At 72.3% G+C, this 22,886-nt stretch carries 18 protein-coding genes; 14 read left to right on the forward strand and 4 right to left on the reverse strand.

What is annotated here, in order from left to right:
- The first annotated feature begins 82 nt into the window (after positions 1–82).
- Entirely contained in the window at positions 83–2,545 is a 2,463-nt protein-coding gene (locus ACIHIX_RS08490) for a SpoIIE family protein phosphatase (RefSeq protein ID WP_399951648.1), read from the forward strand.
- A gap of 155 nt (positions 2,546–2,700) precedes the next feature.
- On the forward strand, positions 2,701–3,426 hold the full coding sequence (locus ACIHIX_RS08495; protein WP_399951651.1) for a class I SAM-dependent methyltransferase: 726 nt from the start codon (positions 2,701–2,703) through the stop codon (positions 3,424–3,426).
- A 375-nt stretch (positions 3,427–3,801) separates the two neighbouring features.
- Here ACIHIX_RS08495 and lpdA read toward each other — a convergent pair whose 3' ends face one another.
- Positions 3,802–5,214, reverse strand: a complete 1,413-nt coding sequence (lpdA, locus tag ACIHIX_RS08500) for a dihydrolipoyl dehydrogenase (RefSeq protein ID WP_399951654.1) — start codon at positions 5,212–5,214, stop codon at positions 3,802–3,804.
- A 132-nt stretch (positions 5,215–5,346) separates the two neighbouring features.
- Here lpdA and ACIHIX_RS08505 point away from each other — a divergent pair, with 132 nt between their 5' ends.
- The 8 genes from ACIHIX_RS08505 to ACIHIX_RS08540 all read left to right on the forward strand — a co-directional run bounded on the left by ACIHIX_RS08505 (position 5,347) and on the right by ACIHIX_RS08540 (position 15,087).
- Positions 5,347–6,180, forward strand: coding sequence for a M55 family metallopeptidase (locus ACIHIX_RS08505; protein ID WP_399951657.1), 834 nt, complete (start codon positions 5,347–5,349; stop codon positions 6,178–6,180).
- On the forward strand, positions 6,173–7,477 hold the full coding sequence (locus ACIHIX_RS08510; RefSeq protein WP_399951660.1) for a M20/M25/M40 family metallo-hydrolase: 1,305 nt from the start codon (positions 6,173–6,175) through the stop codon (positions 7,475–7,477). Before ACIHIX_RS08505 ends, ACIHIX_RS08510 begins: the two co-directional genes overlap by 8 nt.
- 4 nt (positions 7,478–7,481) lie before the next feature.
- Positions 7,482–9,446: a prolyl oligopeptidase family serine peptidase gene (locus ACIHIX_RS08515; RefSeq protein WP_399951663.1), complete on the forward strand. Its 1,965-nt coding sequence runs from the start codon at positions 7,482–7,484 to the stop codon at positions 9,444–9,446.
- A complete protein-coding gene (locus ACIHIX_RS08520; protein ID WP_399951665.1) occupies positions 9,443–10,366 on the forward strand; it encodes an LD-carboxypeptidase in 924 nt (307 codons plus the stop codon). The genes ACIHIX_RS08515 and ACIHIX_RS08520 overlap by 4 nt, the downstream gene beginning before the upstream one ends.
- A gap of 117 nt (positions 10,367–10,483) precedes the next feature.
- A complete protein-coding gene (locus tag ACIHIX_RS08525) occupies positions 10,484–12,223 on the forward strand; it encodes a CocE/NonD family hydrolase (protein WP_399951668.1) in 1,740 nt (579 codons plus the stop codon).
- A 59-nt stretch (positions 12,224–12,282) separates the two neighbouring features.
- On the forward strand, positions 12,283–12,525 hold the full coding sequence (locus ACIHIX_RS08530; protein ID WP_399951670.1) for a LapA family protein: 243 nt from the start codon (positions 12,283–12,285) through the stop codon (positions 12,523–12,525).
- A gap of 19 nt (positions 12,526–12,544) precedes the next feature.
- On the forward strand, positions 12,545–13,099 hold the full coding sequence (locus ACIHIX_RS08535) for a GNAT family N-acetyltransferase (protein WP_399951673.1): 555 nt from the start codon (positions 12,545–12,547) through the stop codon (positions 13,097–13,099).
- Positions 13,100–13,176: 77 nt separating this feature from the next.
- The gene (locus tag ACIHIX_RS08540; RefSeq protein WP_399951676.1) at positions 13,177–15,087 is read left to right on the forward strand and encodes a DUF5107 domain-containing protein; all 1,911 of its coding nucleotides are present in this window, start codon (positions 13,177–13,179) and stop codon (positions 15,085–15,087) included.
- A 12-nt stretch (positions 15,088–15,099) separates the two neighbouring features.
- On the opposite strand, the gene ACIHIX_RS08545 is transcribed toward ACIHIX_RS08540, so the two are convergent.
- The gene (locus ACIHIX_RS08545; protein ID WP_399951679.1) at positions 15,100–15,447 is read right to left on the reverse strand and encodes a VOC family protein; all 348 of its coding nucleotides are present in this window, start codon (positions 15,445–15,447) and stop codon (positions 15,100–15,102) included.
- Positions 15,448–15,574: 127 nt separating this feature from the next.
- On the opposite strand from ACIHIX_RS08545, the gene ACIHIX_RS08550 reads away from it, so the two are divergent.
- Positions 15,575–16,114: a phage holin family protein gene (locus ACIHIX_RS08550; protein ID WP_399951681.1), complete on the forward strand. Its 540-nt coding sequence runs from the start codon at positions 15,575–15,577 to the stop codon at positions 16,112–16,114.
- A 6-nt stretch (positions 16,115–16,120) separates the two neighbouring features.
- Entirely contained in the window at positions 16,121–17,149 is a 1,029-nt protein-coding gene (locus tag ACIHIX_RS08555) for an SDR family oxidoreductase (protein ID WP_399951684.1), read from the forward strand.
- Positions 17,150–17,218: 69 nt separating this feature from the next.
- On the opposite strand, the gene ACIHIX_RS08560 is transcribed toward ACIHIX_RS08555, so the two are convergent.
- Both ACIHIX_RS08560 and ACIHIX_RS08565 read right to left on the reverse strand, forming a co-directional pair.
- On the reverse strand, positions 17,219–18,310 hold the full coding sequence (locus tag ACIHIX_RS08560) for an enolase C-terminal domain-like protein (protein WP_399951687.1): 1,092 nt from the start codon (positions 18,308–18,310) through the stop codon (positions 17,219–17,221).
- A gap of 2 nt (positions 18,311–18,312) precedes the next feature.
- Complete coding sequence (locus ACIHIX_RS08565) at positions 18,313–19,272, reverse strand: LLM class F420-dependent oxidoreductase (RefSeq protein WP_399951690.1); 960 nt, start codon at positions 19,270–19,272, stop codon at positions 18,313–18,315.
- A 777-nt stretch (positions 19,273–20,049) separates the two neighbouring features.
- Here ACIHIX_RS08565 and ACIHIX_RS08570 point away from each other — a divergent pair.
- Both ACIHIX_RS08570 and ligD read left to right on the forward strand, forming a co-directional pair.
- Positions 20,050–21,897, forward strand: a complete 1,848-nt coding sequence (locus tag ACIHIX_RS08570; RefSeq protein ID WP_399951693.1) for a transketolase — start codon at positions 20,050–20,052, stop codon at positions 21,895–21,897.
- Positions 21,894–22,823: a non-homologous end-joining DNA ligase gene (gene ligD, locus ACIHIX_RS08575; RefSeq protein WP_399951695.1), complete on the forward strand. Its 930-nt coding sequence runs from the start codon at positions 21,894–21,896 to the stop codon at positions 22,821–22,823. Before ACIHIX_RS08570 ends, ligD begins: the two co-directional genes overlap by 4 nt.
- Positions 22,824–22,886 lie beyond the last annotated feature (63 nt).

Below are 22,886 nucleotides of genomic sequence, written 5' to 3' on the forward strand. Positions count from 1 at the left end.
CGCACATCACCACCTGGCGCAGCCGTACGGTGGAACGGTCGACACAGATCTTTGCGGAGCCGTGGGAGAGAGGGCCTGGGCCATGGACCGTGGCAGTGCGAGGGACACGCCTCCCAGCCGCGGAGCTGGGACCGGAGCGGTGGAGACCGCCGTGGCCGGTCGCATCCCGCTGGCCGTGGTCGTGGTGGACCGCGACGGCCTGGTGTCCCACTGGAGCCGCGGCGCCCGACGGCTGTTCGGCGCCGCCAAGGAAGAGGCCCTCGGCCGCCCCGCGGTCGACCTGCTGCCGGTCTCCGGAGCCTTGCCCGACCAGGAAGACACCATGCCCTACGGGGCCTACGCCGACCACGACGGGCTCGGACCCGACCTGGAGTCCTCGCTCGACGGCAGGCTCTTCTACCCGGCCGCGGGCCGCGCCCGGCTCACGGTCGCGGAGCAGGGCCGCGTCGACGTGCTGTGGTGGGCGTACCCCCTCATCGGCCCCGGAGACGAGCGGCTGCTGGTGCTGGCCGCCGACGCGGACGCCCTGAAGTCCGACGACCCCGACGACCTCGTGGCCGTCGAACGCATCGCCCCCGCCTTCGCCCTGCACACCGACTTCCCCGGCGCCGAGGAACTGGCCCGCAGGCTCCCCGAGATCCTGCCCAGCATGAGCGTCGAGGAAGGCGCCCGGATCGTCGCCCAGATTCTGGAACTGGGCTATCCCGTCCTGGAGTTCAGCCAGAACGACCGGGTGCCCGTCACCCCCGACTGGGGTGTCCCGCGGCGCGCCGAGCGCAAGGCGCGCCGGGAGCGGGCCGCCCGCGCCGCGGCCGACGGGCTGCCGCTCCCGCGGGACATCGCGGCGGACGACGGCGAGGACCTCGAGTACGCCGCCGTGCGCGAGCGCCTGGAGTTCCTCAACGAGGTCAGCGGACGCATCGGCACCTCCCTCGACCTGTCGCGCACCATCGTCGAGGTCAGCCGTGCCGTCGTGCCCCGCTTCACCGACGTCGCCGGCACCTATCTGCGCGAACAGGTCGTCGCCGGCGAGGGGTTCCCCGAGGGCGTGCCGGACACCACCACCATGTGGCACCGGGTCGCCCTGGAGCACACCGACGAACCCGGCCGCTGGGACGACGTCGTACCGGTCGGCGAGGCCATGCCGTTCCCCGCGCACACCCCGTTCTTCCAGTGCATGACCAGCGGTCAGCCCGTCCTCGTGCCGCGCATCAGCGAGCAGATGGGGCACATGATCGCCTCGCAGTTCGAGAAGCGCGACATCCGGCCGCTGATCACCGGCCGGTCGATGCTGGTCGTACCCCTCAAGGCCCGCAATGTGGTCCTCGGCTTCATGATCCTGCTGCGGCACCCGGAGCGCGTCGAGTTCAACGACATGGACCGGGTCACCGGCGCCGAACTCGCCGCCCGCGCGGGCCTCGTGCTGGACAACGCGCGCATGTACACGTACCAGGAGTCCGTCGCCGAGACCCTCCAGGACAGCATGCTGCCGCACATCCCGCCGCGCATGGCGGGCTGCGACATCGCCACCCGCTATCTGCCCGGCACCCTGCTCGGACGCGTCGGCGGTGACTGGTTCGACTCGGTGAAGCTGCCGGGTGCCCGTACCGCCCTCGTCGTCGGCGACGTCATGGGGCACGGCCTCAACTCGGCGGCGATGATGGGCCAGTTGCGTACGGCCGTGCAGACCATGGCCGCCATGGACCTGCCGCCCGCCCAGCTGCTGCGCAACCTCGACGACCTCGCCCAGCGGCTCGGCGACACCTATCTGGCGACCTGTCTGTACGCCGTGTACGACCCGATCGCCGGCGAGGTGCAGATCGCCAACGCGGGCCACATCCCACCGGTGATCGTGCGCGCCGACGACGGCCGCAGCGAGCTCCTCGACCTGCCCACGGGCGCGCCCATCGGCGTCGGCGGAGTGCCCTTCGAGGCGGTACGGGTGCCGGTGCGGCCCGGCGACCGGCTGGTGATGTGCACCGACGGACTGGTCGAGGTGCGCGGCGAGGACATCGGCGTGGGACTGGCCACGCTGTGCGAGTCCGCCGCCCACCCGGCCGCGTCGATGGACGACGCCTGCGACACCATCATCCGCGCACTCAACACCCGCGGCGGCCGCAAGGACGACGTCGCCCTCCTGATGGCCCGCCTCAACGGCATCGAGCCGGAGGACGTCGCCGAGTGGCGGCTCGCCCTCGATCCGATCGAGGTCCGCCGGGCGCGCGCCACCGTGCGGGAACAGCTGCACGAGTGGGGGCTGGGGCGCCTCGCCGACACCACCGCACTCATGGTGAGCGAGCTCGTCACCAACGCCGTACGGCACTCGCACAGCCGCCCTCTCGTGCTGCGTCTGGTACGGGGCGAGACGCTGCTGTGCGAGGTGGACGACGACGACCACGAGCTGCCGACGCTGCTCAATGCCGGGCCCGACGACGAGTTCGGGCGCGGGCTGCGGATCGTCAGCACCCTGGCGCGGGAGTGGGGCACGAGCCGGACCAACGCGGGCAAGACCGTCTGGTTCGAACTGACGCTGCCGCGACGGTGACGGCCCTCCGGGGCGCGCGGGGCGCCCGGGGGCGTGCACGGCTCGTACGAGGAGTGAAGGAATGCGCTCGGCGCTTGTAGCCGTGACCAGGGCGCGATAGACCGTACTGGCCCGTCAGGCGCGGCGGGCCGCCTTCGCACCCTGGGGAGTTGGGCATGAGCGTGACGAGTCGGTACCGGGAGGCCTGGGAGGGTTTCTGGCGGGAGGCCCCAGAGGAGCCGGGGGCGGTGTTCTGGGACGCGGAGCCCGCGCTCACGGTCGGCCTCCATCTCGCCCTGTTCGAGCCCCAGTTGACCGACCCCGGGCTGCCCCTGGTCGACCTGGGCTGCGGCAACGGCACCCAGACCCGCTTCCTCGCCGACCGCTTCCCGCACGTCCTCGGCGTCGACCTGTCCGAGGCCGCCGTGGAGCACGCCCGGCACGCCGACCCCGCGGGACAGGCCGGCTACCGGGTGCTCGACGCCGCCGAGAAGGGCGAGGCGGAGTCACTGCACGCGGAACTCGGCGACGCCAACGTCTATGTGCGGGGCGTACTGCACCAGTGCGAGCCCGACGACCGGCAGCCCTTCGTCGACGGCCTTGCCGCGCTGCTCGGCGAGCGCGGCCGGGCCTTCCTCGTCGAACTCTCCGAGTCCGCCAAGCCGGTCCTGCTGGGCCTGGCCCTGAGCCCCTCGGGACCGCCGCCCAAACTCGCCCCGATCTTCCGCCACGGCATCGCCCCCGGCGAGGTCTCGGACGCGGCGGTCCCGGAGTATCTGCGGGCGGCCGGCCTGACGGTCCTGGCGAACGGCGAACTGCCGCTCACCACCACGGAGTACACGCCCGACGGAGCCCGGATCGAACTGCCCTCCAAGTGGCAGGTCGTGGGCCGAACGCCCTGACGAAACCCGCCGACAGGCCCCGGAAGGATCGTCCGCGGGCCGGGTCGGGGGAGGTACAGGCGACCGCCCGGGCCGGTGCCCGGGCGGCCCGCGGAGCACAGGGGCCGGCCCGGTGTGGCGCGGCTGGTGGAGCAGGGCCCGGGGCTGTCGTGGCGTCCGCCGGTATGCAGTGCTGTGCGGGGGTGGTTGGCTGGGCTCGGGGGTGTGGGGGCGTTCGCTGGGGCTTGTGTGGTGTGGTGGGTGGAGGGCTGGGGGCGGGGGCTGGGTGGCGTTCGTCGGGTGGGGGGTGGGTCCGCCGGGCCCGGGGGCGCGGCGCCCGCTGGAGGCCGTGTGGCGTGGGCGGCGGGGCGCAGGCCGAAGGGCCCGGCGGGGGGCTCACATGTTGATCATGTGGCCGGCCAGGCCGTGGATCGCCTCCTTGACGGCCTCGCTCAGTGTCGGGTGGGCGTGGACGTTGCGGGCGACCTCGTGGACGGTGAGGTCCCACTGCTGGGCCAGGGTGAGTTCGGGGAGGAGTTCGGTGACGTCGGGGCCGATGAGGTGGCCGCCGATGAGCTCGCCGTACTTGGCGTCGCTGATGAGCTTGACGAAGCCGGTCGTGTCACCGAGGCCGTGCGACTTGCCGTTCGCGGTGAACGGGAACTTGGCGACCTTGACGTCGTAGCCGAGTTCCCGGGCCTGCGCCTCGGTGTAGCCGAAGCTGGCGATCTGGGGCTGGCAGAAGGTGGCGCGCGGGATCATGGCGTAGTCCAGTTCCATGGTCTCCGCGTCGGCGAGGGTCTCGGCGGCGATGATGCCCATGGCCTCCGCGGTGTGCGCGAGCATCAGCTTGGCGGTGACGTCACCGATGGCGTACAGGTGCGGCACGGAGGTGCGGCAGCGCCCGTCGACGTCGATCGCGCCGCGCTCGGTGAGGGCGACACCGGTGTTCTCCAGGCCGTAGCCGGAGATGTTCGGGGCGAAGCCGATGGCCTGGAGCACCTTGTCGGCCTCCAGCACCTGCTGCGCGCCGTCCTTGCCGGTGACGGTGACCCGGACCTGGGGGCCGGACTCGTCGATGGCGTCGACACGGGTGGAGGTGAGGACGTCGATGCCCAGCTTGCGGTACTGGCGGGCGAGCTCGGCGGAGACCTCGGCGTCCTCCAGGGGAGCCATGCGGTCGAGGAACTCGACGATCGTGACCTTCACGCCGTAGTTGTGCAGGACGTAGGCGAACTCGATGCCGATGGCGCCGGCACCCGCGACGACGATCGACTGCGGGAGATCGTCGGCGAGGATCTGCTCCTCGAAGGTCACCACGCGCGCGCTGCGCTTGGTGCCGGGCAGCAGCTTGGGGGTGGCGCCGGTCGCGATGATGCAGTGCTCGAAGCCGATGGTCCGGGTGTCGCCCTCGTAGCCGGTGACCTGGAGGGTGTGCGGGTCGAGAAAGGTGCCGCGGCCGTCCAGCTCGGTGATCTTGTTCTTCTTCATCAGGTAGTGGACGCCCTTGACCCGCCCGTCGGCGACCTTGCGGCTGCGGCGGAAGGCCTCGCCGTAGTCGAAGGAGACCTCCCCGTCGACCTTGATGCCGAAGGTCTTCGCCTCGTGGGTGAACAGGTGCGCCAGCTCGGCGTTGCGCAGCAGGGCCTTGGTGGGGATGCAGCCCACGTTCAGACAGACGCCGCCCCAGTACTTCTCCTCGACGACCGCGACCCGCTTGCCCAGCTGGGCGGCCCGGACGGCGGCGACATAGCCGCCGGGTCCGGCGCCGAGTACGACAACATCGAATCGTTCGTCCTGCTCGACCATCGGTCGTCCCTCTTCCATCGGTTCAACTGCGGTTCCTGGATCGATTCTCCGACCCCGGCAAGTGTGCCGCCACAGAGATCAGCTGAGCATGGACCTGAACCGGAGCGCCGACAGCGCGTAACGTGAAGCACCATGAAGATCCTCATCAGCGCCGACATGGAGGGCGCCACCGGTGTGACCTGGCCGGCCGACGTGCTGCCGGGGACACCGCAGTGGGAGCGGTGCCGGGCGATGTTCACCTCGGACGTGAACGCCGCCGTGCTGGGCTTCTTCGACGGCGGCGCCGACGAAGTGCTGATCAACGAGGCGCACTGGACCATGCGCAACCTGCTCCTGGAGCACCTCGACGACCGCGCCGAGATGCTCACCGGACGGCACAAGTCGCTGTCCATGGTGGAGGGCGTGCAGCACGGCGACGTGGACGGCATCGCCTTCGTCGGCTACCACGCGGGCGCCGGCATGGAGGGCGTCCTCGCCCACACCTATCTCGCCAACTCCATCACCGGTGTGTGGGTGAACGACGAACGGGCCAGCGAAGGGCTGCTCAACGCGCGCGTGGTCGCCGAGTACGGGGTACCCGTGGTCCTCGTCACCGGTGACGACGTGGCCTGCGAGGACGCGCTCGGGTACGCGCCGGAGGCGCTGAAGGTCGCGGTCAAGGACCATGTCTCGCGCTACGCCGCCGTGTGCCGGACGCCGGCCAGGACCGCTGCCGACATCCGAGCGGCGGCGAAGGAGGCGGCGGCCTTGGCGGTACGTCATGAACCGTTCGACGCCGGGCCGTTCACGATCGCGCTGGAGTTCGACGCCGAGCATCTGGCCCAGGCGGCGACCGTCGTGCCGGGCGTGGAGCGGATCGGCGAGCGGAAGGTGGCGTACACCAGCGCCACCATGTACGAGGGAATTCGTGCCTTCAAGGCGGTCACCACGATCGTCTCGGCCGCGGTGGAGGAGCAGTATGGCTGACCGGCAGGCGCTGGACGAGGTCGTGACGTTCACGTCCGACCTGATCCGCATCGACACCACCAACCGGGGCGGCGGCGACTGCCAGGAACGCCCGGCCGCCGAGTACGCGGCGGAGCGGCTCGCCGGGGCGGGCCTGGAACCGGTGCTGCTGGAGCGGACCCGGGGCCGTACGAACGTCGTCGCCCGCATCGAGGGCACCGACCCGTCGGCGGACGCGCTGCTCGTCCACGGTCATCTGGACGTGGTGCCGGCCGAGGCCCGGGACTGGAGCGTGCACCCCTTCTCCGGGGAGATCCGCGACGGCGTCGTGTGGGGCCGGGGCGCGGTCGACATGAAGAACATGGACGCGATGATCCTCGCCGTGGTCCGGTCCTGGGCCCGGGAGGGCGTACGGCCCCGGCGGGACGTCGTGGTCGCGTTCACCGCCGACGAGGAGGCCAGCGCCGAGGACGGCTCCGGCTTCCTCGCCGACCGGCACCCCGGGTTGTTCGAGGGCTGCACCGAGGGCGTCAGCGAGTCCGGGGCGTTCACCTTCCACGACGGCGCCGGACGGCAGCTCTACCCCATCGCGGCCGGTGAGCGGGGCACGGGCTGGCTGAAGCTCACCGCGCGCGGCCGGGCCGGACACGGCTCCAAGGTGAACCGGGAGAACGCGGTCACCCGCCTCGCCGCCGCCGTCACCCGCATCGGCGAGCACGAGTGGCCGCTGCGGATCACCGAGACGGTGAGGGCCGCCCTCACCGAACTCGCCGTCCTGTACGGCATCGAGCCGGACCTGACCGACGTGGACACCCTGCTGGAGAAGCTGGGACCGGCCGCCAAGCTGGTCGAGGCGACCGTGCGCAACAGCGCCAACCCGACCATGCTGGACGCCGGTTACAAGCTCAACGTGATCCCCGGGGAGGCGGTGGCGTACGTCGACGGACGGTATCTGCCGGGTGGCGAGGACGAGTTCCGTACGACGCTCGACCGGCTGACCGGACCGGACGTCGAGTGGGAGTTCCACCACCGCGAGGTCGCCCTCCAGGCACCGCTGGACTCACCGACGTACGCGCGTATGCGGGCGGCCGTCGAGGAGTTCGCGCCGGAGGGGCATGTGGTGCCGTACTGCATGTCCGGCGGCACGGACGCCAAGCAGTTCTCGCGCCTCGGCATCACCGGCTACGGCTTCGCGCCGCTGAAGCTCCCGGAGGGCTTCGACTACCAGGCTCTCTTCCACGGTGTGGACGAGCGGGTCCCGGTCGAGGCGCTGCACTTCGGCGTCCGCGTCCTCGACCGGTTCCTGCGCACCGCCTAGGCACATGGGGGACGACGTGCAGACCTTGCCCTTCGGTTCGTGGCCCTCGCCCATCGACGCGGCCCTCGCCGCCGCGCACGACGGGCACCCCGAGTGGGTGGGCCTCGTCGGCGACGAGGCGTGGTGGACCGAGCCACGGCCCACCGAGGGCGGCCGGCGCACGCTGGTGCGACGTCACGCCGACGGCAGCGAGGAGTCGGTGCTCCCGGCGCCGTGGAACGTCCGCAGCCGGGTCATCGAGTACGGCGGGCAGCCCTGGGCCGGTGTGGTTCAGGACGGCCGACCGCTCGTCGTCTTCGTGAACTTCGCCGACCAGCGCCTGTACCGGTACGAGCCCGGCGGCGACCCGCGTCCGCTCACCCCCGTCTCTCCGGTGGGCGGTGGACTGCGCTGGGCGGACCCGGTGGTGCTCCTTGACCGGGGTGAAGTGTGGTGCGTCCTGGAGGAGTTCACCGGCGACGGGCCCACCGACGTCCGCCGGGTCCTCGCCGCCGTGCCGCTGGACGGTTCGGCCGCCCAGGACCGGGACGCCGTACGGGAACTGACCGAGGCCCGGCACCGGTTCGTGACCGGACCCCGGATCTCACCCGACGGGCGGCACGTGGCCTGGCTCGGCTGGGACCATCCGCGGATGCCCTGGGACGGCACGGAGCTGGTCCTCGCCCAGGTGCGGGAGGACGGCGCCCTGCAAGCCGCCCGCACGGTCGCCGGCGGACCCGACGAGTCCATCGCCCAGGTCGACTGGGCCCACGACGGTGCCCTGCTGTACGCGAGCGACCGCACCGGCTGGTGGAACCTCTACCGCGACGGCCAGCCGCTGTGCCCGCGGGAGGAGGAGTTCGGCGGGCCGCTGTGGAAGCTGGGGCAGCGCTGGTTCGCCCCGCTGGAGAGTGGCCTGATCGCCGTCGTGCACGGCCGGGGCGCCACCGCCCTCGGGATACTGGACCCGGAGAGCGCCGAGGTCGTCGACGCGGCCGGCCCCTGGACCGAGTTCGCGCCCACCCTGGCGGTCCTCGGCGAGCGGGTGGTCGCCGTCGGGGCCAGCCCGCGCAGCGACCACGAGGTGGTGGAGCTGGACACCCGCACCGGCCGGGCGAGGGTGATCGGAGCCCGCCACGACGACTCGGTGGACCCCGCGTACTACCCCGAGCCGCAGATCCGCACCTTCACCGGGCCCGCCGGACGCGAGATCCACGCCCACATCTACCCGCCCCACCACCCCGGTTGTGTCGCCCCCGGCGCCCAACTGCCGCCGTACGTGGTGTGGGCGCACGGCGGTCCGACCAGCCGGGCGCCCCTCGTCCTCGACCTGTCCATCGCCTACTTCACCTCCCGCGGCATCGGTGTCGCCGAGGTCAACTACGGCGGCTCGACCGGGCACGGCCGCGCGTACCGCAACCGGCTGCGCGAGCAGTGGGGCGTCGTCGACGTCGAGGACTGCGCGGCCGTCGCGCTCGCCCTCGCCGACGAGGGCACCGCCGACCGTGACCGCCTCGCGATCCGCGGCGGCAGCGCCGGCGGCTGGACCGCGGCCGCCTCGCTCACCGCGACCGACGTCTACGCCTGCGGCACCATCGTCTACCCCATCCTCGACCTGGCCGGCTGGGGCGAGGGGGAGACCCACGACTTCGAGTCGCAGTACCTGGAGACGCTCGTCGGCCCGCTCGCCGAGGTCCCCGCACGCTACGCGGAGCGCTCGCCCACCGAGCACGCCGACCGGATCACCGCGCCCTTCCTGCTGCTCCAGGGCCTGGACGACGTGATCTGTCCGCCCGCCCAGTGCGAGCGGTTCCTGGCCCGGATGGAGGGGCGCCGGGTGCCGCACGCCTACCTCGCCTTCGAGGGGGAGGGACACGGGTTCCGGCGGGCGGAGACCATGATCAGGTGCCTGGAGGCCGAACTCTCCCTGTACGCGCAGGTCTTCGTGCTCAACCCGCCCGGCATCCCGACCCTGGAGCTCAGCAAGTGAGAGAACTCGTCCGGCCGTCCCGACTCGCCGCCGGCGCCCGGGTCGCCGTCGTCGCGCCCAGCGGTCCCGTGCCCGAGGAGCGGTTGCAGGCCGGGCTCGACGTGCTGCGCGGCTGGGATCTGGACCCTGTCGTGGCACCCCATGTGCTGGACCGGCACGGCGAGTTCACCTACCTCGCGGGCACCGACGCGGACCGCGCCGCCGACCTCCAGGCCGCCTGGTGCGATCCGGCCGTGGACGCGGTGCTGTGCGCGCGGGGTGGCTACGGCGTGCAGCGGATGATCGACCTGCTCGACTGGGACGCCATGCGGGCGGCCGGGCCCAAGGTGTTCGTCGGCTTCAGCGACATCACGGTGCTGCACGAGGCGTTCGCCGCCCGGCTCGGCCTGGCCACGCTGTACGGGCCGATGGCGGCCGGTATCGACTTCATCAAGAACACCCGCGCCCAGGACCATCTGAAGGCCACCCTGTTCGCCCCGGAGACGGTGCGCACGATCGCCTCCGGCGGCACACCGCTGGTCTCCGGACGGGCCCGAGGCGTCACGCTGGGCGGGTGTCTGTGTCTGCTCGCCGCCGACCTGGGCACCCCGCACGCCCGGCCCTCCGCGCGCGGCGGGCTGCTCTGTCTGGAGGACGTGGGGGAGGAGACGTACCGCCTCGACCGCTATCTCACCCAACTCCTGCGCGCGGGCTGGCTGGACGGGGTGCGGGGGGTGTTGCTCGGTTCCTGGCAGGACTGCGATCCGTATGCGCGGGTGCGGGCGGTGCTCGTCGACCGGCTCGGCGGGCTCGGGGTGCCGGTCGTGGAGGAGTTCGGATTCGGCCACGGTGACGGGGCGTTGACGATCCCGTTCGGGGTGGCGGCCGAACTCGACGCCGACAGCGCCACGTTGACCCTCAGGGAACCCGCCCTCCGCTGAATCTCCGTCAAGAAACCCCCGTCCCGGTGATTGACCGGGTCTGACACGTGTCACACCATGGCTACCGGCCGGTACGTACCGGTTGGTAGGTCGGGTTGTCCTCAGCGTGGAGGTCTCGTGTCCCGTCGTGTGCTCGGCTACAGCGTTCCGCTCGCTCTCCTGCTCGGCGCCACCTTCGCCGCACCGGCCCCCGCCACCGGCCAGTACACCGTCACCGCACTGAAGTTCACCGTCCGGGCAGGCGGTCGTACGTGCACGATCGACGCCGATCTGTACCGGCCCACCGGTGTCGACCGGGCGCCCGCCGTGCTCGCCACCAACGGCTTCGGCGGCAGCAAGTCCGACGGCTCCACGGACGCCATCGGCAAGGCCTTCGCGGAACGCGGCTATGTCTCGCTCGTCTACTCGGGCCTCGGCTTCGGCAACTCCGGCTGTCTGATCTCGCTCGACGACCCGGCCGTCGACGGCCGGGCCGCCTCCCGGCTCATCGACTTCCTCGCCGGGACACGGGCCGCCGACGACGGCACCAAGGCCGACTTCGTCACCCTCGACAGCAAGGGCGACCCGCGCGTCGGCATGATCGGCGGCTCCTACGGCGGCGCCGTCCAACTGGCCACGGCCGCCGTCGACCACCGCGTGGACGCGCTCGTGCCGATGATCACCTGGAACGACCTGGCGTACGCCCTGGACCCGAACAGCGCCGCACGCGAGGTACCCGGCGCCTTCAAGTGGCAGTGGACCAACGGCTTCTACCTCATCGGCGAGAGCCAGCCCCTGACCACCGTGAACCTCGACCCGTCCCGCATCAACTCCCTCGGCTGCCTGCACTTCGTCACCGACGCCTGCGACACCGTGCGCACCCTCAACTCCGGCAGCTACCCCGCCGCCGAGACCGCCGACCTCCTCGCCTACGCCCGCAGCGTCTCCCCGGTCACCTACCTCGACCGGGTGAAGGCGCCCACGCTCCTCGTCCAGGGACAGGCCGACAGCCTCTTCAACCTCAACGAGGCGACAGCGACGTACCGGAAACTCAAGGCGCAGGGCACGACCACCAAGATGATCTGGCAGTCCTGGGGGCACAGCGGGGGCCAGGCCGCCGGTGAACTCAACCTCAGCCAGGGCAACTTGGAGTCCAGCTACGTCGGCAAGCGCGTCCTCGCCTGGTTCGACCGCTATCTGCGCGAGCAGAAGACCACCGACACCGGCCCGGCGTTCGCCTACTACCGCGACTGGATCACCGACCCGAACGGGACCTACGCCACCGCCGGCAGCCTCCCCGTGCTCAGCCAGAAGCTCTACCTGTCCGGCGACGGCAAGCTCGTCGACAACCGCCGCAAGGTGACGCGCGGCAGCCGGACGTACACCAACTGGCTCGTCCCGAGCAGCCACTCCGAGAGCTCGCTGGCCGGGATCGTCGGACTGCCCGACCCGGCGCCCTACGACACCCAGGGCACCTACCTCGGCTGGACCAGCGAACCGCTCGCCCGGACCACCGACGTCGTGGGCGCGCCCAGGGCCACACTCAAGGTCGTCTCGCCCCAGGCCGAGCGGACCCAGCACTCCGGGAACGCCGCCGACAAGCTCGTGCTGTTCGCCAAGCTGTACGACGTCGCGCCCGACGGCACCCAGACCCTGGTCCACCGGCTGGTCGCACCGGTCCGGGTGCCCGACGTGACCCGGAGCTTCACCGTGACCCTGCCGGGGATCGTCCACCGGTACGAGCAGGGGCACCGGCTGCGGTTCGTGGTCGCGGCGAGCGACGACGCGTACTTCGGCAACCGGGGGATCAAGCCGGTGACCGTGGTGAGCGGGCGGGGGCAGACGGGGGTGCTGGAGCTGCCGGCGGTGGGCGGCTGAGTCACCCGGGGGGCGGCGCCCGGATCGCGGGCGAGGAGCTTCGGGCTCACCCTGGTCGCATGAGCCCGAAGACATCCGAGAGCGGCAGTGGCGCCGGCGGCAGGAGCAGCGCGGTGACGCCCGCGAGGATCGTCGTCCTGCTGCTCGCCGTCCTCGCCCTGATCTTCATCTTCGAGAACACCGGCCAGACCAAGATCAGACTGCTGATCCCCGAGGTGACCATGCCGCTGTGGACGGCGCTGCTGGCCACGGGCCTCATCGGGGCCCTGTGCGGGGCGTACTTCATGAAGCGCAGAAGCTAGCCCGTCGTAGGGTGACGGGATGCCGCACACCTCATCCCGATTCCTTGTCGAGGGCCCTCGCGTGGGCATACGCCACCTCACCTACGAGGACGGTGCCGAGTTCACGGCCCGGGCCCGGGAGAGCAAGGAACTGCATCAGCCGTGGCTGTTCCCACCGGACAGCGCGAGCGGGTTCGCGGCCTTCGCGCAGCGGCTGATCGAGGACCCGACCAAGGTCGGGTTCCTGGTGTGTGAGAAGGACAGCGGGGCCATCGCCGGATACATCAACATCAACAACATCGTCGAGGGCGCCTTCCTCAGCGGGGCGCTCGGGTACGGGGCCTTCGCCCACGCCGCCGGGCGCGGGCTGATGCGGGAGGGGCTCGGGCTCGTCGTGCGGTACGCCTTCGGCGGGATGCGGCTGCACCGGCTGGAGGTCAACGTGCAGCCCGGCAACGCCGCCTCGATCGCCCTCGCCCGCTCCTGCGGCTTCCGCCTGGAGGGCTACTCGCCGCACATGCTCTACATCGACGGGGCCTGGCGGGACCACGAGCGCTGGGCGATCACCACCGAGATGATCCGCAAGGCGAAGTGACGGCGCAACGAAGTCACGGCGCTTTGCCCAATCCTGACCCGTAGCGCCCCTGTTCAGCTCCCGGGCGAGCGGCTTCCATGGTGATCGTGACGACGATCCGACGTGACGTACTGACGCTGCCCGCCGCGGAATTGGGGCCCGACAACCCCCTGCCCCCGCTCCGGCCCCTCGACGAACTCCATCGGATCGAGGACCGGGACGGACTGCCCCGGGAGATGGCTCGGCAGATCGGCTACGAGCCCCTGCGCAGCCTGCTGCCCGTGCACGTCCGGGACGGCTACGAGCGGCTGCGCGGGCCGCGCGCGATCGACACCCTCGTCATCGAGAACGACCGGCTGCGGGCCACCGTGCTACCCGGCCTCGGCGGCCGGATCGCCTCCCTCCTCCACAAGCCGACCGGCCGTGAACTCCTGTACCGCAACCCGGTGTTCCAGCCCGCCGACTTCGCCCTCAACGGCGCCTGGTTCTCCGGTGGCATCGAGTGGAACATCGGTGCCACCGGCCACACCACCCTCGCCTGCGCACCCCTGCACGCCGCCCGCGTCACCGCCCCCGACGGCGGCGAGATGCTGCGGCTGTGGGAGTGGGAACGGCTGCGCGACCTGCCCTTCCAGGTCGACCTCTGGCTGCCGGAGGACTCCGACTTCCTGTACGTCGGGGTCCGCGTCCGCAATCCGCACGAGCGGCCGGTGCCGACGTACTGGTGGTCCAACATCGCGGTGCCGGAGGAACGCCGGGTGCTCGCCCCCGCGGAGGAGGCCTGGCAGTTCGGGTACGAGCGGCTGCTGCGCCGGGTGCCCGTCCCGTCGTACGAGGAGGTACGACAACACCCTTACGCCGCCGACTACTTCTATGAAGTCCCCGAGGCGCGCCGCCGCTGGATCGCCGCCCTCGACGACGACGGGAACGGGCTGGTGCAGACGTCCACCGACGTGCTGCGCGGGCGCAAGCTGTTCATCTGGGGCGCGGGGCGGGGCGGGCGGCGCTGGCAGGAGTGGCTGACCGAGCCCGGCACCGGCGGCTACTGCGAGATCCAAGCCGGGCTCGCCCGTACGCAGTTGGAGCATGTGCGGTTGGAGGGAGAGGGCGAGGTGGCCTGGCTGGAGGCGTACGGGCCGTTGAGTTCCCCGCCCGTGGCCGACGAGGTGGAGGCCCGGCTGGAGGCCGTGCTGCCGCGTGCCGACGTCGAGACCGCGTACGCCCGCTGGAAGCCGTGCGCCGACACCGAACCCGGCGAGATCCTCGCCACCGGCTCCGGCTGGGGCGCGGTCGAAGTGGCACGCGCCGACTGGAAGTTGCCCGGCACCCCCTTCGACGAAGCCACCCTCGGTGAGGAACAGGAGCCGTGGCTGCGGCTGCTGCGGGTCGGCGCCCTGCCGGAGCCGCGGCGGGTGCGGCCGCCCGGCGAGACGCTGGTCGCCCCGCACTGGCGGGACATGCTGGAGACCGCGCCCGCCACCCCGCACACCGAGTACCACCTCGGCATCGCCCAGTGGCACGCCGGGGACCGGGCGCAGGCGGTGCGCAGCTGGGAGCGGGCCCTCGCACTCGCCCCGTCCGTGTGGCCGTTGCTGCGCTGTCTCGCGGTCGCCGACCGGGAGATCGGCGACCACGAGCGGGCCGCCGACCGCTGTGCCGAGGCCTTCGACGACCTGTGCCGGGAGCGGCGGGACGCGGGGGAGCGGTGGACCGCCGCCACGGCCGCGCTGGGGCGCGAGGCGATCGAGGCGCTGCTCGCGGTGCGGCGCACGGGTGAGGCGCGGGCGGTGTGGGAGCGACTGCACCCCGCGACCCGGGCCCGCGGGCGGTTCCGGCTGATCGAGGCCGGGCTGCTGCTCGCGGAGGGACGACGGGACGAGGCGCGTGCCGTCTACGACGAGGGGTTCGAGGTCGCCGACCTGCGGGAGGGCGCGGAGACGGTGGGGCGCCTGTGGGAACGCATCAGCGACGAGCCGCTCCCAGCACGCTACGACTTCCGCATGCGGTGACCCGAACGGGCCCTACACCCGCCGGTCCACGTACTCGTACACCGCCCCGTCCGGATGCACCGCGATCAGATTGCGGCCCGCCGGCGTCCCCACCGGCCCCGCGATCACCCGCGCGCCCAGCTCGGTCAGTACCTGATGGGCTTCGTCGACGTCCTTGACGGCGATGGTGGCCGCGACCTTGCGGAGGATCTCCAGTTCCGCCGCGGGGCCGCTCATCAGGAGGAAGCAGCCGACGGCGGCGACCTGGACGCCGCCGCGCTCGAAGCGCAGGGCGGTGCCGCCCGCCAGGCGTTCGTAGAAGGGGACCGCGGTCTCCAGGTCGTCGACGCAGACACGCAGCGTGGCTCCCAGAATGTCCATGCGGACGAGCCTAGTTGGGGCGGCCGGGGCGAGGAGATCGTTTCACGCGATCTCCTCGCCCCGGCCGCGGGGAGCCGACGTCGGTGCAGGCGCGTTATGCGTACGGGCGTGCGGGTACCCGGCGGCCATGGACCGCTTGGATCATCTTGAGCACCTGGACAAGCATCTCGTCGACGAGCTGGCGCAGGTGGCGCGCGAGACCGTGCGCGACGAACTGCGCGAACAGACTCGCAAACAGCGCCGCACGGCCATGCTGTACGCCGCGTCCGGCGCCGTCGCCCTCTACGCGGGCGCGGCCCTCGCCCTCACGCTGGGCCTGGCCCTCGCCCTCGGCCTGCCCGACTGGGCCGCCGCGCTGATCACCGCGGCCGTCCTCGGTGTCGTCGCGTTCGTGCTGCGCGGCATGGCCCGGCCGTCGGGGGCCCGGCCCACCTCGGAGCGCGAGGCCGAACTCGCAGCGGGCCGTGACCGGGTCGTGGGCGGTACGGCCCCCGGCGCGCCGCCGAGCGGGCTCGGCATGCCGTATCCGCCGATGCCGCCCGTCGCGCCCGGTGGCGCCGGCGGGGCGACCGGCGCACCCGGTGCGGGTACGTCGGCGGCCGGGGACCCCGGCGCGGCACCGCGGCCCGACGACATCGACCCCGAGCAGCCGCACCACCGGGCGTGATGCGGGGTGGTACGGCCCTGGAGCGCCCTCTCCCGGCCCGGCAGGGTCGTGGTGGTGACCGGCGCCAGCGGCGGCGTGGGGCGGGCCACGGCCCTGGCCTTCGCCGCCCGGGGCGACCGGGTCGCCCTGCTGGCCCGGGGCCGTGAAGGTCTCGCCGCGGCGGCGGACGAGGTGCAGCGGGCCGGCGGTGAGGCGCTCGTCGTCCCCGTCGACATGTCCGACGCCAAGGCCGTCGACGACGCGGCGCAGAAGGTCGCCGACACCTTCGGCGGCATCGACGTCTGGGTCAACAACGCCTTCGCCGGGGTTTTCGCCCCGTTCACCGAGATCACCGCGGACGAGTTCCGGCGGGTCACCGAAGTGACGTATCTGGGCTGTGTGTTCGGCACCAGGGCGGCGCTGCGGCACATGTTGCCGCGCGACCGGGGGACCGTGGTCCAGGTCGGCTCGGCGCTCGCCTACCGCGGGATCCCGTTGCAGTCCGCGTACTGCGGCGCGAAGCACGCCATCCAGGGTTTCAACGAGTCGCTGCGCTGCGAGTTGCTGCACTCCGGCAGTGGCGTCCGTACGACGATGGTGCAGCTCCCCGCCGTCAACACCCCCCAGTTCGAATGGGTGTTGAGCCGGATGCCGGGACGGGCACGGCCCGTCGCGCCGGTGTACCAGCCGGAGGTGGCGGCACGGGCGATCGTGCACGCCGCGTCCCACGGGCGGCGGCGGGAGTACTGGGTCGGAGGATCGACGGTGGCGACGCTGCTGGCCAACGCGGTGGCCCCGGGCCCGCTGGACCGCTACCTGGCACGCGTCGCCTTCGAGGCACAGCAGGACGGCTCGGCAGAAGGCGGCACCGGCAATCTGTGGAGCCCGGCCGACGGCCCCCACGGGCGGGACTTCGGAGCTCACGGGCGGTTCGACGACGAGTCGCGGTCGGGGAGTTCACAGGAATGGCTCTCCCGCAACCGGGGACGGGCGGGAGCCGTGCTCGTGGTCGGCGCGGGGGTGCTGGCCGCGCGGTCGATGCGGCGCCGGGGTTAGTGCCCACGCCGTGACGCCACCCTGAACTCCCCGCCCCTCACGCTCACGCTGGACTCCCCGCCCTCACGCTCACGCCACCCTGAACTCCCGCGCGTCCTCGCCCCGTAGCGTCAGGCCGTGGCCGACGCTCGTCGTGGGGCGGATCGTGCCGCCCGTCGGGTCCAGGGCGCCGTCGAAGAGCATGTCCTCGATGCGGACGTGGTCGTGGAACCACTCCATGTGGCGCAGGTTGGGCAGGGACGCGGCAGCCGCCGCGTGGGCGTGCGGGGCGCAGTGGGTGGAGACCTCCAGACCATGGGCCTGGGCGAGGGACGCCGCCCGGAGGAACTCCGTGAGGCCGCCGCAGCGGGTCGCGTCGATCTGGAGGCAGTCCACCGCGCCCGCGGAGATCATGCGGGCGAAGTAGGGCAGGTCGTATCCGTACTCGCCCGCCGTCACATCGCACGTGAGCGCGTCCCGGACCAGTCTGAGGCCCGTCAGATCGTCCGAGGACACCGGCTCCTCGAACCAGTCCACCCCCGACTCGGCGAGCGCTCCGCCCACGCGGATCGCCTGCTTACGGGTGTACGCGCCGTTCGCGTCGACGTACAACTCGGCGTGCGGGCCGATGACCTGGCGGGCCGCGCGGACGCGGGCGAGGTCCCTGGGGACCGAACGGCCCCGGCTCTCACCGATCTTGATCTTCACGCGCGGAATCTGCTGCCCATGCACCCAGCCGCCCAGCTGGGCCGCCATGTGCCTGTCGTCGTACGTCGTGAAGCCGCCGCTGCCGTACACCGGGACCCGTTCGCGGAAGGTGCCCAGGAGTTGGGCGAGCGGGAGTTCCTGGAGGCGGGCCTTGAGGTCCCACAGGGCGATGTCGAGGGCCGAGATCGCGCACGCGGCGATGCCCGGGCGGCCCGCGTTGCGGACCGAGCGGCACATCGCCTCGTGGGTCGCCGGGATGTGCAGCGCGTCACGGCCCTCGACCAGCGGGGCGAGGTGCTCGCGCAGGAAGTCGCCGACCGCCGGCGGACCGTACGTCCAGCCCGTGCCGGTCGCGTCGCCCGCCGTCACCTCCGTGACCACGATCGTGGTGGAGTCCCAGGTCAGCGTGGCGTCGGCCTCGGGCGCGTCGGTCGGCACCGTGTAGACCGACACCGCCGGACGATGCAGCCTCATGGTCAGTCCCGCGCGAGCTGCGGCAGCACCTTCGTACGGTAGAAGTCGAAGAAGCCGCGCTGGTCGGGGCCGATCTGGTTGACGTAGACCCGGTCGAAGCCCGCTTCGGCGAAGGCCGACAGGGCCGCCACGTGCTCGTCGACGTCGTCGCCGCACACCGCCTTGTCGCGCACCATGTCCTCGGTGACCAGGGTCTGCGCCTGCTCGAAGTGGCTCGGCGAGGGCAGCACCTGGGCCAGCTCGCCGGGCAGGAACTGGTTGGCCCACAGCCGGTGCACGGTGCGTACCGCCTCGTCGCGGTCCGTGCCGTAGCAGACCTTCGTACCGCCGCTCACGAGCTTCGCGCCCCCGCCGCCCTTGCGGAACTGCTCCACCATCGACTCCTGCGGCATCATCGTGATGTAGCCGTCGCCCACCCGGGCCGCCAGCGCGGTCGCCGCCGGGCCGAAGCCCGAGATGTCGATGGGCACGGGCTGGTCGGGGACCGTGTAGAGACGGGCGTTCTCCACCGTGTAGTGGGTGCCGTGGTGGCTGACCTCCTCGCCGGTGAACAGCCGGCGCATGATCTGGATCGACTCCTCCAGCATCTCCAGCCGTACGCTCGCCGGCGGCCAGACATGGCCCAGGATGTGCTCGTTGAGGGCCTCGCCGCTGCCCACGCCGAGCCGGAAACGGCCCTCGGTCATGACCGCCGTGGTCGCCGCGGCCTGGGCGATCACCGCGGGATGCGTGCGTACGGTCGGGCAGGTCACGGCCGTCTCCACCGGCAGCGACACCGCCTCCGAGAGCGCTCCGAGCACCGACCAGACGAACGGGCTCTGGCCCTGCGCGTCGTTCCACGGGTGGTAGTGGTCGGAGATCCACAGGGCGCGGAATCCGGCCTGTTCCGCCATGCGTGCCTGCTCGACGAGCTCCGCGGGGCCGAACTCCTCGCAGGACAGGAAATAGCCGTACTCGGGCATGGGGGGCCTCCAACGAGAGCTGTACGACGGCACGCTCCGGGTACCCGGCGGCGACGACGGAAACCGGCCGACGTTTGGTCACCCCGGCCAGGGGGACGCGGAAGGCTCCCGAGGTACGCGACAGCCCCGGAGGCGCGCTGTGAGTCGACCCCGCATCGTGATCGTCGGCGCCGGTTTCGCCGGGTACCGCGCCTACCGCCATCGCGACCTGGGCTTCGTCGTCGACCTGGGTGGCGCGAAGGCCGCGGCCGATCCGCTGGGTGTGCCCCTGCCCGGGCCGCTCGCGGGACACGTCACCCGCGTACCGCTGGAGTCGGCGTCGCCGGAGCTGGCGCGGGTGGCAGGGGGACCGGAGAAGAGGAGCGAGACAGTGCACACAGCAGCGAAGCCGACAAAGCCCAGGCCGCACACCCACCCGACACCAGAGGCCCCGACGAAGCCCCGGCCAGGCGGTGAGCCCGCCGGGAAGCAGCCAGACGGCGAGCCGACGAAGAGCCACCACGGCGGCGAACCCGCTCGGAAACAGCCTGGTGGCGAGCCGGCCGAGAGCCAGCCCGGTGGCGAGAAGGCCATGAGGCATCCCGGTGGTGAGTCGGCGAGGGATCAGTCCGGGGGTGAAGCCGCCAAGAATCAGTTGGGTGGTGGACCCGCCAAGGAGCAGTCGGGTGGGGGGTCGGTCAAGGGTTCATCCGGTGGCCGGCACACCGAAGCCCCCGGGCCTGTGAAGCGTGCCGACATGCCTGATCGTCGTTCCGAGACCCCTGCGGAAGGAGACTCGTGAAGTCCGCCGAACTCACTGAGCTGGGCCAGCAGTTGCGTGTCGACAGTGTGCGGGCGGCCGATGCCGCGGGGTCGGGGCATCCGACGTCGTCGATGTCCGCCGCCGATCTGATGGCCGTACTCCTCGCCCATCACCTCCGCTACGACTTCGACCGCCCCGCCCACCCCGGCAACGACCGCTTCGTCCTCTCCAAGGGACACGCCTCGCCGCTGCTGTACGCCGCCTACAAGGCCGTCGGCGCCATCGACGACGACGAACTGCTCACCTTCCGGGAGTCGGGCAGCCGGCTGGAAGGGCACCCGACCCCGCGGCGGCTGCCGTGGGTGGAGACCGCCACCGGGTCGCTGGGGCAGGGGCTGCCGGTCGGCGTCGGCATCGCGCTGGCCGGCCAGCGGCTGGAGCGCTCCGGATACCGGGTGTGGGTGCTGTGCGGCGACAGCGAGCTCGCCGAGGGCTCGGTGTGGGAGGCCGCCGAGCACGCGGCTCACGAGCACCTCGACAACCTCACCGCGATCGTCGACGTCAACCGGCTCGGCCAGCGCGGCCCCACCCGGCACGGCCACGACCTGGACGCCTACGCCCGCCGCTTCCAGGCCTTCGGCTGGCACACCGTGGAGGTGGACGGGCACGACGTGGACGCCGTCGACCGGGCGTACGGCGAGGCCCTGTCCACCACCGGACAGCCCACCGCGATCCTCGCCCGCACCCTCAAGGGCAAGGGCGTCGAGGCCGTCCAGGACCGCGAGGGCCTGCACGGCAAGCCGCTGCCCGACGCCGACGAGGCGATCGCCGAACTCGGCGGCCCCCGCGACCTGCGGATCCGCGTGCACGAGCCGCCCGCCGCCCGCATGCTGCACGCCGTACGCGCCGGACACCTCGACCTGCCCACCTGGGACCTCGGGGACGAGATCGCCACGCGGGACGCCTACGGGCACGCCCTCGCCGCCCTCGGCACCGCCCGTGGCGACGTCGTGGCGCTGGACGGCGAGGTCGGTGACTCCACGCGCGCCGAGCTCTTCGCCAAGGAACACCCCGACCGCTACTTCGAGTGCTACATCGCCGAGCAGCAGATGGTCGCCGCAGCGGTGGGACTGGCCGCGCGGGGCTTCGTGCCGTACGCCGCCACCTTCGCCGCCTTCCTCACCCGGGCTCACGATTTCGTCCGCATGGCGTCCATCAGCGGCGCCGGCGTCAACCTCGTCGGCTCGCACGCGGGCGTCGCCATCGGGCAGGACGGGCCCTCGCAGATGGGGTTGGAGGACCTGGCGATGATGCGGGCCGTGCACGGCTCGACCGTGCTGTACCCGTGCGACGCGCACCAGACCGCGCACCTCGTCGCGGCCATGGCCGGCCTCGACGGCATCCGCTATCTGCGCACCTCGCGCGGCAAGAGCCCGGTGATCTACGGCCCCGACGAGGAGTTCCCGGTCGGCGGCAGCAAGGTGCTGCGCTCCTCGGACCAGGACCGGCTCACGGTCGTCGCCGCGGGCGTGACCGTGCACGAGGCGCTGGCCGCCGCCGACACCCTGGCCGAGGACGGCATCCGGATCCGGGTGGTCGACCTGTACTCCGTCAAGCCCGTCGACCGGCTCACATTGCGCCGGGCCGCCGAGGAGACCGGCTGTCTGATGACGGTCGAGGACCACCACGAGGAGGGCGGCCTCGGTGACGCCGTCCTGGACGCGTTCGTGGACGGGCGGCCCGTGCCGCGGCTCGTACGTCTCGGTGTGCGGACCATGCCCGGCTCGGCCTCCCCCGAGGAGCAGCTCCATCTCGTCGGTATCGACGCCGCCGGTATCGCGGCGGCCGGAAAGCTGCTGGTGGAGGAGGCGATCGTGCGGTGACGGACGATGTGCGCAGGGTGCGGGCCGGACGCCGCACGGTCGAGGTGCACCGGCCCGACAAGGTGCTCTTCCCGGGGAGCGGGGAGACGAAGGAGTACACCAAGGGCGATCTCGCCGACTACTACCGGGCCGTCGCCCCCTTCATGCTGCCGCACCTGCGCGGCCGCCCCCTGATGCTGGAACGGCACCCGGACGGTGTCGACGGCCCCCGGTTCATGCAGAAGAACACCCCGGAGAGCTATCCGGACTGGATCACCCGGGTCGAGGTGCCCAAGGAGGGCGGCACCGTCTGCCACACCGTGTGCGACGACTCCGCCACCCTCCTCCACCTCGCCGACCAGGCCTGTCTCACCCTGCACCGCTGGCTGTCCCGGGTCGGACGCCTGGAGCGGCCCGACCGGCTGGTCTTCGACCTCGACCCCTCCGACGAGGGCGACGACTTCGCCCCGGTGCGCTCGGCGGCGGAGCTGCTCGGGGAACTGCTCGACGAGCTGAGGCTGCCGTCCGCGCTGATGACCACCGGCTCGCGCGGACTGCACGTCGTCGTCCCGATCAACGGCCACGACGACTTCGACGAGGTGCGCGCGTTCGCGAGGGACGTCGCCGACCTCCTGGTCGCCGGGCACCCCGACCGGTTCACCACCGCCGCCCGCAAGAAGGACCGCGGCGACCGTCTCTACCTCGACATCCAGCGCAACGCCTACGCACAGACCGCGGTCGCCCCCTACACGGTCCGCGCCAGGCCCGGCGCCCCCGTGGCCACCCCGCTGTCCTGGAGCCAGCTGGACGCCCCGGGCCTCGACGCGCGCCGCTGGACCATCGAGGACGCCGTGGACCAGGCCCGCACCAATCCCTGGGCCGGAGTGATGGGCAGGGGCCGCGCCCTCGGACCGGCCCGGCGCAGGCTCAACGCGATGCGTGGCTGACGGACGCCCGCGACGATCTCGGAGCACCTCAAAGGTTTGGTCCGCAGTCATGAGGCCACCCGG

It is taken from the genome of Streptomyces sp. NPDC051913 (assembly GCF_044593635.1).
Classification (GTDB): domain Bacteria; phylum Actinomycetota; class Actinomycetes; order Streptomycetales; family Streptomycetaceae; genus Streptomyces.

Excerpts from the sequence above, each read along its gene's own strand:
- ACIHIX_RS08490 (WP_399951648.1), top strand. The coding sequence starts at position 83 with ATGGACCGTGGCAGTGCGAGGGACACGCCTCCCAGCCGCGGAGCTGGG.
- ACIHIX_RS08495 (WP_399951651.1), top strand. The coding sequence starts at position 2,701 with ATGAGCGTGACGAGTCGGTACCGGGAGGCCTGGGAGGGTTTCTGGCGG.
- lpdA (WP_399951654.1), bottom strand. The coding sequence starts at position 5,214 with ATGGTCGAGCAGGACGAACGATTCGATGTTGTCGTACTCGGCGCCGGA.
- ACIHIX_RS08505 (WP_399951657.1), top strand. The coding sequence starts at position 5,347 with ATGAAGATCCTCATCAGCGCCGACATGGAGGGCGCCACCGGTGTGACC.
- ACIHIX_RS08510 (WP_399951660.1), top strand. The coding sequence starts at position 6,173 with ATGGCTGACCGGCAGGCGCTGGACGAGGTCGTGACGTTCACGTCCGAC.
- ACIHIX_RS08515 (WP_399951663.1), top strand. The coding sequence starts at position 7,482 with ATGGGGGACGACGTGCAGACCTTGCCCTTCGGTTCGTGGCCCTCGCCC.
- ACIHIX_RS08530 (WP_399951670.1), top strand. The coding sequence starts at position 12,283 with ATGAGCCCGAAGACATCCGAGAGCGGCAGTGGCGCCGGCGGCAGGAGC.
- ACIHIX_RS08535 (WP_399951673.1), top strand. The coding sequence starts at position 12,545 with ATGCCGCACACCTCATCCCGATTCCTTGTCGAGGGCCCTCGCGTGGGC.
- ACIHIX_RS08540 (WP_399951676.1), top strand. The coding sequence starts at position 13,177 with ATGGTGATCGTGACGACGATCCGACGTGACGTACTGACGCTGCCCGCC.
- ACIHIX_RS08545 (WP_399951679.1), bottom strand. The coding sequence starts at position 15,447 with ATGGACATTCTGGGAGCCACGCTGCGTGTCTGCGTCGACGACCTGGAG.
- ACIHIX_RS08550 (WP_399951681.1), top strand. The coding sequence starts at position 15,575 with ATGGACCGCTTGGATCATCTTGAGCACCTGGACAAGCATCTCGTCGAC.
- ACIHIX_RS08560 (WP_399951687.1), bottom strand. The coding sequence starts at position 18,310 with ATGAGGCTGCATCGTCCGGCGGTGTCGGTCTACACGGTGCCGACCGAC.
- ACIHIX_RS08565 (WP_399951690.1), bottom strand. The coding sequence starts at position 19,272 with ATGCCCGAGTACGGCTATTTCCTGTCCTGCGAGGAGTTCGGCCCCGCG.